Below are 13,126 nucleotides of genomic sequence, written 5' to 3'. Positions count from 1 at the left end.
GGCCGGGCTCACCGCTGAGCCGCGGACCGGCCGGTGGTGACGGGGTGCGTCGCCGATGGCCTGCGGGAGTACAGCCAGATCAGGCCGAGAACGGGAATGACCAGGGGGACAAAGAGGTACCCGCGACCGAAGAAGGACCAGACGGATGCGTGGGCGAACAACTCGGGGTGGGTGATGCTGAGAGTACCGACCACCAGGACTCCGGCCAGCTCGAAGCAGATGGTGATCCAGGCGACCAGGTACCAGGCGCGACCCGGCGCGATCAGGGCAACGGTGGCGACGATGTAGACCACCGCGGAGAGGGCCGACAGCGAATAGGCGACCGGTGCCTCCTCGAAGCGCTCCACGATCTGCACGAAGGAGCGCGCTGTCGCCCCGAGGGCCAGAATGCCGTACACGGCGATCAGCAGGCGGCCGATGCCGACCGCGCGTGAAGAAGTGTTTGTAGCCATCCGCTTAAGACTATGGGTTACGGCGAGGCGCTAAGCCAACGCGAAAAGCCAGATCTCGTTCATCCGGTACACCATGATGGCGACGGCGAGGCAGGCGACACCGAGGATCACCGTGCTCCACCGGTTGCGCTCCATCAACGCCCAGACCCCAGCCAATGGGAGCAACAGGATGGCCGACACCAGGTACAGGTAGAACTCGAGCACGCTGCCGGTCGGATTGTTGCCGAACGCCGGCGCCGCCAGCGAGACGACCAGTTGCACCACCAGCAGCACCTCGACAAGCAGTGCTGCACCCATCGTCAGATCCTGCGGTGCACGTCCCAGCAGCCCGAGCACAGCACAGATCAGTCCAGCCACGACAGCTATTCCCACCTGGGCATATGTGAACCACTCGATCATCCGGGCTCTGCTCTTTCCACTGCTTCTGTTGTGCGCCGAGGGCCTAATGCCCGCGATCGACCGGGAAGTTCACGAGCACTCTGGCCTGGTGGCCGATCGGCTCGATCAATCCAACCAGACGACCGTCAGGAGCTATCGCAGCGACAGGCCCCGAATAGCCAGCTGTCGCCTTCGCGGCCAGAGCCGGAGTATCGATCCTTTTCCCATGCTCCAGGTCTATCGCCTGCTGCGCGTCCAGCGCATGGCTGGGGAACAGGGTGGTTGCAACGGAGGCCGGCGACAGCAGTTCGGCGACCGGCAGGTCTTCGACGCTGGTTGCCTGCTCGAGACCGAAAGGGCCCACCCGCGTGCGCCTGAGCGCGGTGAGGTGCCCGCCGACACCGAGCGCACGACCGAGGTCACGGGCCAGTGCCCGGATGTAGGTTCCGGAGGAGCACTCAACGCGCACCGAGACATCCCAGTACTGCCGCGGGCCGGATGCTGTGTGCTCTGCGACGAGCTCGTTCCCGATGATCTCGAAGGCGGAGACCGTGACGGTGCGGGGCGCGAGCTGGACGACTTCGCCATCCCTGGCGCGGGCATAGGCTCGCTTGCCGTCGACCTTGATGGCACTCACGCTGCTCGGGATCTGCTGGATCACCCCGGTCAGCGCGCTGATGGCAAGTTCCAGGTCCAGCGGGATGAGGGCGTCCACCGCTTCAGGATCAGCGATCTCGGTGAACTCGCCTTCGGCATCATCCGTGTCGGTCGCTGCCCCCAGGCGGATGGTGGCCAGGTACTCCTTGTCGAGCCCGACCAGGTAGGTGAGCAACCTGGTCGAACTGTTCACGCCGAGCACCAGGAGGCCGGTAGCCATCGGGTCGAGGGTTCCGGCATGCCCGACCTTGCGGGTGCCGATGGCGCGCCTGGTACGGGCGACCACGTCGTGGCTGGTCACGCCCTGCGGCTTGTCGACCAGCAGAATGCCGCTGCGGGAACCATCGAAGCCAGTCACGCTAAGACGGTACCCCACCGCGGCACGCCCGGCTCGCCCGCGGTTCAGCGGCTACGCGGCGAGAAAGGCGAGAACTCGCTCGAGGACCAGGGCTGTGGCATCCGGATCGTAGGACGGCAGCGAAGAATCCAGGAACAGGTGTTGCTCTCCCGGATACAGGAACAGCTCGGCTTCGGTCGCTTCTCGAACCAGTTCACGCGCGGCTTCCAGGTCTCCTTCGGTGGCAAAGAACGGATCTGCATCCTTACCGTGCACCTGCACCCGAACGCCGGGCGGCCAGGTTTCGCTGAATTCGGACACCGGGAGACAAGCGCTGAAGAACAGGGCACCAGCGGCACCGGCCCGCGTCTGGGCCAACTGCTGGGCGGGCATGACGCCGAGCGAGAATCCGGCGTAGACAATGTGCTGCGGCAGCTCTTCGGCTGCGGCCAGGCCACGCTGGGTGACCACGCCGAAACCGGTGTCGCGCGCGAAACCGAGCCCCTCATCCAGGGTGTCGAAGGTGTGCCCGCCGTACAGGTCTGGAACATGCACCGTGTGACCAGCGGCACGCAACTCCTCGGCGAACACCTGGATGCCGCTCGTCAGCCCGTGGGCGTGGTGGAACAGCAAAACTTCAGCCATCATTCCTCCATCAATCCATAACTCTCAAACGTTTGATCATGTTAGTGTGAGCGCCGCACGCGGTGACGGCCAGAGCTGACGCGATGCTGAAGCGGACCACCGCAGCCCGGCACCCCCGCCAGCCACCTCTAGGCTTGCCGGTATGGACGTAGCTGTGATCGGTGCCGGCGCTATCGGCGGAACGATCGCCGCCCTCCTCGATCGGTCGGGCCACAGCGTGGAGATCACGGCCAGGGGTAAGCACCTGCATGCCATCCGCACCCGCGGGCTCCGGCTCAGCGGAGCCTGGGGCGAGCACACCGCGAAGCCGGCCGCCGGCGAGACGCTGCGGACCAGACCAGGCCTTGCGGTGCTGTCGACCAAGGCGATGGACGCCCCCGCAGCGGCAACCGCCAACCACGCGATGCTTGCCGGCGTCCCAGTCGTGGTGGTGCAGAACGGCCTTGGCGGCCTCGAGTCCGTCACCACGACGTTGACGGAGTCCCCGATCATCGGCGCCTTGAGCCTGATCGCCGCATCGTTGACCGCCCCCGGCGAGATCGAGGTGACGACTGCCGCATCGACCTGGCTGGGAATGCTGGATACCGGGGTCGACGACGAGCCTGCCAGGTTCGCCGCCGACATCCTGAACCAGGCCATTCCCTGCGAGGTGGTAACGAACTTCGAGGGAGCCCGCTGGACGAAGCTGATCATCAACCAGGTGAACGCGCTGCCAGCCGTCACCGGGCTCAGCGTGCAGGACGTGATAAATCATGCGGGCCTCCGCCGCCTGATGACCGAGAGCATGCGTGAGGCGGTGGGCATCGCCCTCGCGCGCGGCGTGCACTTCGAGGAGGTCAACCGGGTCAGCCACGATTCCCTGCTGCGGCTGGTCAGGGCGGATGCGGCTGAAGCGGAGTTCCTGACCCTTCAATTGCGCGACTACCTGGGGGACGTACCGAATCCCGGTTCGACGCTGCAGAGCATCCGTCGCAGCCAGCCGAGCGAGATCGACTACCTCAACGGGGCGGTGGTGCAGGCGGCGGCCGAGCGGGGCCTTGATGCGCCGGTGAACGCTCGACTGACCGAGTTGGTGCACGAAGTAGAGGCCACCGGCAGGCACCTGACCCCCGAGGAGACACTCACCCGATTCTGAGTCTCAGCAGGAGCCTGATGTCAGTAGGAGCCTGACCTCAGCAGGAATCAGCGAAGATTCGACGCGGATGCTCTGGATCGCTGTTGTCGTAGATGGCCGTCGCACGCGCGCTGGGGGTCTCCGCAGCGAGGTAGACGGCGTCGAACTCGTCTTCCGTTGACGGGTCTTCCAGCCAGATCGAGTAATTCCAGATGCCGGACAGTTCCGGCCGGTTCAGGAAGACGCCGCTGACGATGAGCACAGCGTCGAGGCCCGCGCTCTTCCACTTCGGCTGGAACACCGGCTCGTCACGGTCGGCGTCGAACCCCTTCAACGCGAATCCCGTGCTGCCCGCAGTGCGGAACGGGTCGATGAGCACCCGCCTGAGCAGCGAATAGTCGTAGCCGTCCGTGTAGACCCCGCGCTGGCGCTCCGACCGTGGGCGTTGGAAGTCCTCGATCGACGCGTGGAACACTGCACGATCATCACCGTGCAGGGCAACCGCAAGGTCGTCACCGAATCGGTGCATCCCGCTGGCTCGTCGACCATCGACCGCGACGATCGCGCGGCCATGCCCGTAGTTGTGGAGGATCTCGGTGGCGAGCGCCTCCATGGTGTCTTTCTTCTCTGGTGCCCATCTGGCCATGAACCCAGAGTATCCCTGCGGCCGTTAGGGTGACGTGGTGAGCATCGCAGAACCGGTCATTGCCTGGTTCGGGGCGCACGGCCGTGACCTGCCGTGGCGGCGTCCCGGATTCACCGCCTGGGGAACCCTGGTGAGCGAGTTCATGCTGCAGCAGACACCGGTCGTCCGCGTCATCCCGCGGCTCGATGAGTGGCTCGCCAGGTGGCCGGCACCCTCCGATCTCGCCGCCGTTCCGGTCAGCGAGGCGCTTCGAGCCTGGGACCGGCTCGGCTACCCACGTCGGGCCCTGCACCTGCACGCCTGCGCCGTGGCCATCACCGAACAGCATGGCGGCGTCGTGCCCGAATCCGTCACCGACCTGCTCGCACTTCCCGGCGTTGGTGAATACACCGCGCGTGCCGTGGCGGCCTTCGCCTACGGTCACCGGCATCCGGTGGTCGACACCAACGTGCGGCGGGTGCTCGCCCGGGCGGTCGGCGGTCAGGCGGAGGCCGGTCCGCCGTCGACCAGGCGGGACCTGGCTGCGATGGAGTCGGTGCTCCCGGAGTCGCTGGCGGATGCCCGGCTCACGAACGCCGCCGTCATGGAGCTGGGCGCAATGGTGTGCACGGCGCGCTCGCCCCGCTGCGACGCCTGCCCGATCGCGGACCGCTGCGCCTGGCGAATGGCCGGCTATCCGGCCTATCAAGGTCGGCCGGCCGCCGTGCAGAAGAAGTTCGAGGGCTCCGACCGCCAGGTTCGCGGCCTGATCATGGCTGAGCTGCGGGCATCCGACGTGCCGGTTGACCGTGCAACGCTGGCGACGGTGTGGCCGGATGGCACCCAATTCGACCGAGCGCTGGCCGCTTTGCTTCGCGACGGCCTTGCCGTCGCCGACCCTGGCGGTTACGCCCTGCCGGAGTGAAAGACTGGAGCCATGGTCTTCGTGAAAATCTGCGGGCTGCGGCAGCCGGAACACGTCGATGCTGCGCTCGAGGCGGGGGCGGATGCGATCGGCCTGGTGCTGACGGCAAGCCCCCGTTTCATCGAAGCGGCTTCAGCCCGGGTGCTGGTGGATCGCGTCGGAACCCGCGCCATGACCGTGGGCGTCTTCCGCGGAGAGGCAGTCGATGAGGTCGAGCGGCTCGCAGCCGAGTCCGGCGTCTCCTGCATCCAGTTGCACGGCAACTACAGTCCTGAGGATGTCACCAGGCTGTCAGGCCTGGGCCTTCCGGTGATTCGTGCCGTGTCGTTCACCGAGCCCGGCGATCAGCTCGGTGCGGACATGCTGCTGGTGGATGCTCCCCGTGCCGGCTCGGGCGAGGAGTGGGACTACGCGGTGATGGTGGAGCGGGGTTTGACCGGCCGCTGGCTGCTGGCCGGTGGGCTCACTCCGGACAACGTTTCCGCGGCGATCGCGGCGGCTTCACCGTGGGGCGTCGACGTGTCGAGCGGCGTAGAGACGGCACCGGGCCAGAAGGACAGCGCCCTCATCCGCGCCTTTCTTGTCAGGGCAAAAGGCTAGCCTGCTGGCCGCGAAAGGCTAGCGCCCGGAGGCGCCTTCTTCGTCGTCGAGCTCATCATCGTCGACGTCATCGACCTCGTCGGTTCCGATGACGCGCGGCTTGACGTACGGGTCGGCGTCGCCGGCGTACTGCGCGGTGGCGGCCTGGTTCTCGGTCGCGTTGTCGCGTTCGCGGGCCTCGGCGAGCAGCGATTCGATGTGCTTGGCGTTCTCGGGGATGGCGTCCGCGATGAACTCGAGTGACGGCGTGAGGCGGGAGGTGATGTTCTTACCCACCTCGCTCCGCAGCATGCCGGTGGCCGACTTGAGGGCGGCGGCGGTGTCGCTGCGCTCCTCGTCGCTCCCGTAGACGGTGTAGAAGACGGATGCGTGCTGCAGGTCGCCGGTCACCTTCACGTCGGTGATGGTAACGAACCCCAGCCGCGGGTCCTTGAGCCCGCGCTCGAGCGTCTTGGCGACGATCACCTTGATGCGGTCGGCCATCTTGGCCGCGCGTGCTGGATCAGCCATGCTTGCTGCCCTGCCCTTCTACTTCAGTGTGCGTTCCAGTCTCGACAAGCTCGATTGGTCTCGACAAGCTCGACCCGCTTTTTCGCCGTTCCTTGCAGTCGGCGATCGAACTCCGGCTGCCGTCCTTCGTGCTGCTCAAGGCTCAGGATGCCGGTATCCGGCTAAGGAACCTCGGGGTAGGGGCCCCGCAAAGTTCCGTGCCGGATGCCGGCATCCTGAGCCAATCACGAGTTACACCCGCGGCTTCTCCTTGAGTTCGATCGTCTCGATCTCGTCCCCAACCTGGATGTCGTTGAACTTGCCGAGGCCGATACCAGCCTCGAAGTCCGTACGCACCTCGGTGACGTCGTCCTTGAAGCGGCGAAGCGACTCGATCGCCAGGTTGTCCCCCACCACGACGCCTTCGCGGATGACCCGCGCCTTGGCGTTCCTGGTGATGGTTCCGGAGCGAACGATGACACCTGCGACGTTGCCGAACTTGGAGGAGCGGAACACCTCGCGGATCTCGGCGACACCGGACTGCACTTCTTCGTACTCGGGCTTGAGCATGCCCTTGAGTGCGTTCTCGACGTCTTCCAGCGCGTTGTAGATGACCGAGTAGAACCGCACATCCACGCCTTCCCTGGCCGCGCGGTCGCGGGCCTTCGGGTCGGGGCGCACGTTGAAGCCGATGATGATGGCGTTGTCGACCGTGGCGAGGTTGATGTCGCTCTCGGTGACCGCACCCACACCGCGGTGGATGATGCGCAGCTGAACCGAGTCGTCGACATCGATCTTGAGCAGCGACTCTTCGAGGGCCTCGACGGCACCGGAGACGTCACCCTTGATGATGAGGTTGAGCGATTCGACCTTGCCGTCTTCGAGGGCCTTGGTGAAGTCCTCGAGGCTGATGCGCTTGCGGCTGCGGGCGAGCAGGGCGTTGCGCTCTGCTGCCTCACGCTTTTCGGCGATCTGGCGGGCGGTGCGGTCGTCGTCGGTGACCAGGAACGTGTCACCAGCGCGGGGCACCGAGGTCAGGCCGAGCACGGCCACCGGACGAGCCGGGGTCGCCTTCTCGACGGATTCGCCGTTCTCATCGAACATCGCACGAACGCGGCCGTGGGCCGTTCCGGCGACGATCGGGTCTCCGACTTCGAGGGTTCCCGACTGGATGAGCACGGTCGCAACCGCACCACGGCCCTTGTCGAGCTTGGCCTCGATGGCCACGCCGCGCGCATCCTTGTTGGGGTTTGCACGCAGGTCGAGTCCGGCATCCGCTGTCAGCAGTACCGCGTCGAGCAGTTCCGGGATTCCGATCTTGTTCAGCGCTGACACGTCGATGAACATGGTGTCTCCACCGTATTCTTCGGCGACGAGGCCGAATTCGGTCAGCTGCTGGCGCACCTTGGCCGGGTTGGCGTCTGGCTTGTCGATCTTGTTGACCGCGACCACGATGGGCACGTTCGCCGCCTGGGCGTGGTTCAGGGCCTCAACCGTCTGCGGCATGATGCCGTCGTCGGCTGCGACCACCAGGATGGCGATGTCGGTCACCTGCGCACCACGGGCGCGCATGGCGGTGAACGCCTCGTGACCCGGGGTGTCGATGAAGGTGATCTTGCGGTCGACGCCTTCATGCTGCGCCATCACCTGATAGGCACCGATGTGCTGGGTGATGCCGCCGGCCTCGCCTGCTCCGACCTCCGCGTTGCGGATGGCGTCGAGCAGCCTGGTCTTACCGTGGTCGACGTGACCCATGACGGTGACGACCGGCGGGCGTGCCGCCAGGTCTTCGTCGTCTTCGTCTTCGAGTTCCTGGTCGAGGTCGAGGTCGAAGCCGGCGAGCAGCTCGCGGTCCTCGTCCTCCGGGGAGACCATCTGGATCTTGAAGCCGAGCTCTTCGCCGAGGATGTCGAAGGTGGCCTCGTCGAGGGACTCCGTCGCCGTCGCCATCTGGCCGAGGTGGAACAGCACCGTGACCAGGTTGCCTGGGCTGGTGTCGATCTTGTCGGCGAAGTCGGTGATCGATGCGCCACGACGCAGGCGGATGACCTGCTTGCCGTCACCGCGGGGAACGCTCACGCCTCCCAGCGATGGGGCCTCGCGCAGCTCGAACTCTGCCCGCTTCGTACGCTTCGACTTGCGGGCCTTGCTCTTGCCGCCTCCGCGGCCGAACGCTCCAGCGGTTCCACCGCCGGGGCCACGGCCACGGCCGCCACCACCGGCTGGGCGGTTCGGGCCGAAGTTGGATCCTGGTGCACCGGCCGGTGCTCCGCCTGGGCGGAAGCCGCCACCGGCTGGGCGTGCTCCGCCTGGGGCTCCCGGACGGAAGCCACCGGCGCCTGGACGGCCTGCACCTGCGGGGCGCGGAGCCCCTGGGCGCGGGCTGCCCGGACGCGGTGCCGCCGGACGCGGGATCCCGCTCGGCGACGGCGTCGGACGGGTGTTCATGCCCTGGGCGCTCGCATACGGGTTGTTGCCCGGGCGGGGCGCGCCCGGGCGCTGCATGCCCTGCGTGCTCGCGTACGGGTTGTTGCCAGGACGCGCGGCGCCCGGGCGGGGAATGGATGATGGGGTGGTGCCGGGCGTCGGGGCGTCGCCAGGAGCATCCGCTGCCTTCTCGGCTTCCTGCGCTTGCGGCGCGGCCTCCTGGGGTGCCTCAGCCTTCGGGGCAGGCGCCGGAGCTTCAGCGGCTACCGGGGCGGCCGGTGCCGGCTTCGCCGGTGCCTTGGGGGCAGCCTTGGGCTCCTCCTTGACGGGGGCCTTGACGCCGTCTGCTTCCAGCGCAGCGCGAAGCTTGCGAGCCACTGGCGGCTCGATGCTGGACGACGGTCCCTTGACGAACTCGCCCATTTCCTTGAGTTTCTCAAGGGCCTGCTTTGATTCAATGCCGAGTTCTGCTGCGATCTCGTGCACGCGTGGTTTTGCCACTGTTCTCCTGTCTCGGGCCCACTCCGGACAGGAGTAAGCCGTTAATTACGGACGGGTCTCATTTCGAGCCGCTCATTAGTTGTCCATAGGTCAATCAGCCTGTTCTTCATGGAACTCCGGACGGAGCTCCGACTGGTGGTGCTATTGGTGGGGCGAATTGCCTGCCTGAGACGCGATGTGCAGTCTCAGCTTGCGCGTGTCGAGTGAGTCGGCGACTTTCAGCGCCCGCCCGAAGGCTCGGCGTCTGATGGAGCTGTCAACGCATTCGAGGGTGGGATGCACCCACGCACCTCGACCAGGAAGGGCTCCGGAAGCATCCGGTACCACTTCACCGTCTTGCGCCACACACCTCAATAGAGTTGAGGCGGCGGCCCGCTGTCGGCAGCCAAGGCAGGTTCTTACGGGGACCATCCTACACGCCTAGCTGGGACTAGGCCGGGTCCTCGAGGATGCTGTCCGGCTGGATGTCGATGCGCGCGCCCGTCAGCTTCGCGGCGAGGCGGGCGTTCTGGCCCTCCTTGCCGATCGCCAGGGACAGCTGGTAGTCGGGCACCAGTGCCCGAACCGCCTTCGTCGACTGGTCGATCACGAACGCCGAACTCACCTTTGCCGGGGACAGGGCGTTGGCGACGAAGGTCGCGAGGTCTTCGGAGTAGTCGACGATGTCGATCTTCTCGTTGTTCAGTTCCGCCGTCACGGCTCGAACCCGCTGGCCCAGCTCGCCGATGCACGCGCCCTTGGCGTTGATGCCCGGCTCGTTGGCGCGCACCGCGATCTTGGTGCGGTGGCCGGCCTCGCGCGCCAGGGAGATGATCTCCACCGCGCCGCTGGCGATCTCCGGAACCTCGAGGGCGAAGAGCTTGCGCACGAGTGACGGATGCGTGCGTGACACTGTGATCTGCGGGCCTTTGACCCCCTTGCTCACACCGGTCACGTAGACCCGGATGCGCGAACCGTGGGAGTACTCCTCGCCGGCGACCTGCTCTTCCGGAGGCAGGATGGCCTCCACCGAGCCGAGGTCGACGTGGATCATCCGCGGGTTCGGCCCCTGCTGGATCTGCCCCGCGACGATGTCGCCCTCGCGACCGCGGAACTCGCCGAGGACGGCGTCATCCGCTATATCGCGCAGCCGCTGGTTGATGACCTGTTTCGCCGCGAACGCCGCGATACGGCCGAAGTCGCTGGGGCTGTCCTCGGACTCGCCGACGACGTTGCCCTCCTCGTCGACCTCCGGCACGAACACCGAGACGTGACCGGTCTTGCGGTCCAGCACGACGCGGGCCTGTGGTTCTTCATCCGCGCTGTGCTTGTGGTGGTCATCAGGGGCGGTGTGCTTGAGGTAGGCCGTCAGGATGGCCTGCTCGATGATCTGCACGAGTTCCTCGAACGGAATCTCGCGCTCGCTCTCCATTAGCCGCAGCACTCTGAGGTCAATGTCCACGGAGGGCCTCCACTATTCAGGTCTGAACGCCGGGGAAGTCTTCTCCCGCAGTCGTCCTTCTACGGTACCCGAGTCGCGCTGGGCTGGCGTACCGCCCTACTGGTCGAGGGCGAGGTACGCCTCGACCAGGCCGTCGAGTGCGACCGGTGTCTTCACACCGGTGCGGCGGTCCCAGAGCTCGACCATGCCGTCGGCTGCGCCCTTGCCGACGATCACGATGATGGGCACGCCGATCAGCTCGGCATCGCCGAACTTCACGCCCGGTGACACCTTGCGGCGGTCGTCGAACAGCACGTCGGCACCACGTGCCTCCAGGTCGGCGACCAGCTTCTCGGCCGCCTCGTAGACGACTTCCTCCTTGGTCGCCGCGACAACGTGCACGTCGAACGGGCTGACGTTTCGCGGCCAGATGAGCCCGCGCTCGTCATTGTTGGTCTCGGCGATCACGGCCATCGCGCGGGTGACACCGATGCCGTACGACCCCATGGTCACGGTGACCAGCTTGCCGTTCTCATCGAGCACCTTGAGGCCCAGGGCATCCGCATATTTGCGTCCCAGCTGGAAGACGTGGCCGATCTCCATGCCTCGTGCGGTCTCCAGCGGCCCTGAACCGTCGGGCGCCGGGTCGCCTGCGCGAACATCCGACACCTCGACGACGCCGTCGCCGACGAAGTCACGCCCGACGACCAGGCCGAGCACATGCTTCTGGTCGACGTTCGCGCCGGTGATCCACCGGGTTCCGTCCACGATGCGGGGATCGAGAAGGTAGCGGATGCCGGTGGCTGACGCCGGGCGGTCATCGGACGCTCCGAGCACTGCGCCCGCCGGCGACCACGGCCCGATGTAGCCCTTCACCAGCCCGGGGTTCCTGGCGATGTCGGCCTCCGTCGCGGTCTCCACCTGCGCGGGCCCGAAGGCTGCCTCTGCGCGCTTGAGGTCGACGTCACGGTCGCCGGGGAGCCCCACGACGACGAGCTCACGCGTGCCATCGGGCGACACCAGGGTGAGCACGACGTTCTTGAGGGTGTCAGCGGCGGTCCACTCGCGATCCGGGCGCGGATGCTCGGCGTTGACCAGCGCGACCAGCGTGTCGATCGTCGGAGTGTTTGGCGAGTCGAAGACCTGCGCCTCGGGCAGCCCGTCGATCGGAAGCGCATCCGGCACCGGCGTGACGTACGCCTCAACATTGGCAGCGTACCCACCGGCGGTGCGCACGAAGGTGTCTTCGCCGACCGGGGTGGGGTGCAGGAACTCCTCGCTGCGCGAGCCACCCATGGCACCGGCATCCGCCTTCACAATGACGTACTCCAGGCCGAGGCGCTGGAAGATCCGCTCGTAGGCATCACGCTGCGCCTGGTAGCTGGCGTCCAGGCCGGCGTCGGTGTAGTCGAAGGAGTATGCGTCCTTCATCGAGAACTCACGGCCCCGAAGAAGTCCGGCGCGAGGACGAAACTCATCGCGGTACTTGTCCTGGATCTGGTAGATCGACAGCGGCAGGTCCTTGTATGAGGAGTACAAGTCCTTCACCAGCAGGGTGAACACTTCCTCGTGGGTCGGCGCGAGAAGATAGTCGGCCCCGTGGCGGTCCTGGAGGCGGAACAGCGCGTCACCGTATTCGGTCCAGCGGCCGGTCTGCTCGTAGGGCTCCCTGGGCAACATCGCCGGGAAATGGACTTCCTGTGCACCAGCAGTGGCCATCTCCTCGCGGATGACCTGCTCAACCTTGCGGCGCACCCTGAGGCCCAGCGGCAGCCAGGCGAAGATGCCCGGAGCCTGGCGGCGGATGTAGCCCGCGCGTACCAGCAGCCGGTGGCTGGTCACTTCTGCGTCAGCCGGGTCGTCACGGAGCGTGCGGACAAAGAGTTGCGAAAGGCGAGTGGTCACAACAGGTGATTCTACCGGCGCGAGGCGAGCGGCCCCGGCGCGGTGCCGCCGGTACGCTGTGGAGCATGGAGCGCACCCGCAAACACGAGGTTGACGCGATCGACCGGCGGATCATCGCCGAACTCGGCCGCGACGCCCGGCTGTCGGTGCGTGCACTCGCCGAACGGGTGCACATCTCCCGCACCGCGGTGAACACCCGGCTGAACACGCTCATCGAGCACGGCGTGATCACCGGCTTCACCGCCACCGTCGACCGGCAGGCGCTGGGCCTCGGCGTTTCAGCGATCGTCATCGTCAAGGTGGACGCCGACTGGCCGACCGTGTCCGCAGCGCTCGCCTCACTGCCCTTCGTGGAGAAGGCACAGGCGCTCAGCGGCGACATCGACATCCTGCTCACCGTGAGCGCCCCCACCCAGGAACAACTGTCCGACACCATCCTGCGTCGCATTCACAACATGCCAGGCGTTGCCTCGACCAGGTCGTACATCGTTCTGGAAGAACTGGCCGGAACCGCCCCCGAGCAGTCGACGGACAGTTGGGAGCTTTAGGCCCGGAAATCCGGACGAATGGCACACTTAGGTACAAGTAACGAGCCACTCGTGCTGACCTGATTTTCCGGGTTGGCACCAGCCGTGACGGCGACCGACTATG

Annotated in this window: 14 protein-coding genes; 4 read left to right on the top strand and 10 right to left on the bottom strand. The window is 66.5% G+C overall.

Features of this window, described 5'->3' with window-relative positions; all coding sequences use genetic code 11:
• Positions 1-8: 8 nt before the first annotated feature.
• Genes ACX3PH_RS15475 through ACX3PH_RS15460 form a run of 4 tightly spaced genes read right to left on the bottom strand, consistent with a single transcriptional unit; the run spans position 9 to position 2,469 of the window.
• A complete protein-coding gene (locus tag ACX3PH_RS15475; RefSeq protein WP_459093591.1) occupies positions 9-452 on the bottom strand; it encodes a hypothetical protein in 444 nt (147 codons plus the stop codon).
• Between the two features lie 30 nt (positions 453-482).
• A complete protein-coding gene (locus tag ACX3PH_RS15470) occupies positions 483-851 on the bottom strand; it encodes a hypothetical protein (protein ID WP_459093590.1) in 369 nt (122 codons plus the stop codon).
• A gap of 43 nt (positions 852-894) precedes the next feature.
• On the bottom strand, positions 895-1,845 hold the full coding sequence (gene truB, locus ACX3PH_RS15465; protein WP_459093589.1) for a tRNA pseudouridine(55) synthase TruB: 951 nt from the start codon (positions 1,843-1,845) through the stop codon (positions 895-897).
• A gap of 51 nt (positions 1,846-1,896) precedes the next feature.
• Entirely contained in the window at positions 1,897-2,469 is a 573-nt protein-coding gene (locus ACX3PH_RS15460) for a dienelactone hydrolase family protein (RefSeq protein ID WP_459093588.1), read from the bottom strand.
• Between the two features lie 142 nt (positions 2,470-2,611).
• Between ACX3PH_RS15460 and ACX3PH_RS15455 the strand changes: the two genes are divergently transcribed.
• Positions 2,612-3,604 carry a ketopantoate reductase family protein gene (locus ACX3PH_RS15455; protein ID WP_459093587.1) on the top strand — a complete coding sequence of 331 codons (993 nt, stop codon included), beginning with the start codon at positions 2,612-2,614 and terminating at the stop codon, positions 3,602-3,604.
• 37 nt (positions 3,605-3,641) lie between these two features.
• Here the strand turns inward: ACX3PH_RS15455 and ACX3PH_RS15450 are convergent, their stop codons facing one another.
• Positions 3,642-4,229 (bottom strand): nucleoside/nucleotide kinase family protein, encoded by a 588-nt coding sequence (locus ACX3PH_RS15450; RefSeq protein WP_459093586.1) that lies wholly within the window; start codon positions 4,227-4,229, stop codon positions 3,642-3,644.
• A gap of 34 nt (positions 4,230-4,263) precedes the next feature.
• Here ACX3PH_RS15450 and ACX3PH_RS15445 point away from each other — a divergent pair, with 34 nt between their 5' ends.
• The gene (locus tag ACX3PH_RS15445) at positions 4,264-5,133 is read left to right on the top strand and encodes an HhH-GPD family protein (protein ID WP_459093585.1); all 870 of its coding nucleotides are present in this window, start codon (positions 4,264-4,266) and stop codon (positions 5,131-5,133) included.
• A 12-nt stretch (positions 5,134-5,145) separates the two neighbouring features.
• The gene (locus ACX3PH_RS15440; RefSeq protein ID WP_459093584.1) at positions 5,146-5,733 is read left to right on the top strand and encodes a phosphoribosylanthranilate isomerase; all 588 of its coding nucleotides are present in this window, start codon (positions 5,146-5,148) and stop codon (positions 5,731-5,733) included.
• An 18-nt stretch (positions 5,734-5,751) separates the two neighbouring features.
• Here ACX3PH_RS15440 and rbfA read toward each other — a convergent pair whose 3' ends face one another.
• The 5 genes from rbfA to ACX3PH_RS15415 form a co-directional block, all read right to left on the bottom strand.
• On the bottom strand, positions 5,752-6,243 hold the full coding sequence (gene rbfA / locus ACX3PH_RS15435) for a 30S ribosome-binding factor RbfA (RefSeq protein ID WP_459093583.1): 492 nt from the start codon (positions 6,241-6,243) through the stop codon (positions 5,752-5,754).
• 231 nt (positions 6,244-6,474) lie between these two features.
• Positions 6,475-9,150 (bottom strand): translation initiation factor IF-2, encoded by a 2,676-nt coding sequence (gene infB, locus ACX3PH_RS15430; protein ID WP_459093582.1) that lies wholly within the window; start codon positions 9,148-9,150, stop codon positions 6,475-6,477.
• Between the two features lie 141 nt (positions 9,151-9,291).
• Positions 9,292-9,561, bottom strand: a complete 270-nt coding sequence (locus ACX3PH_RS15425; RefSeq protein WP_459093581.1) for a YlxR family protein — start codon at positions 9,559-9,561, stop codon at positions 9,292-9,294.
• A 19-nt stretch (positions 9,562-9,580) separates the two neighbouring features.
• Positions 9,581-10,591: a transcription termination factor NusA gene (gene nusA / locus ACX3PH_RS15420; RefSeq protein WP_459093580.1), complete on the bottom strand. Its 1,011-nt coding sequence runs from the start codon at positions 10,589-10,591 to the stop codon at positions 9,581-9,583.
• 96 nt (positions 10,592-10,687) lie between these two features.
• The gene (locus ACX3PH_RS15415) at positions 10,688-12,475 is read right to left on the bottom strand and encodes a proline--tRNA ligase (RefSeq protein WP_459093579.1); all 1,788 of its coding nucleotides are present in this window, start codon (positions 12,473-12,475) and stop codon (positions 10,688-10,690) included.
• 65 nt (positions 12,476-12,540) lie between these two features.
• On the opposite strand from ACX3PH_RS15415, the gene ACX3PH_RS15410 reads away from it, so the two are divergent.
• Positions 12,541-13,023 (top strand): Lrp/AsnC family transcriptional regulator, encoded by a 483-nt coding sequence (locus ACX3PH_RS15410; protein WP_459093578.1) that lies wholly within the window; start codon positions 12,541-12,543, stop codon positions 13,021-13,023.
• The last annotated feature ends 103 nt before the right edge of the window (positions 13,024-13,126 follow it).

The sequence above is a fragment of the Homoserinimonas sp. A520 genome (assembly GCF_054489245.1).
This window is presented reverse-complemented; position numbering and strand designations above follow the sequence as displayed.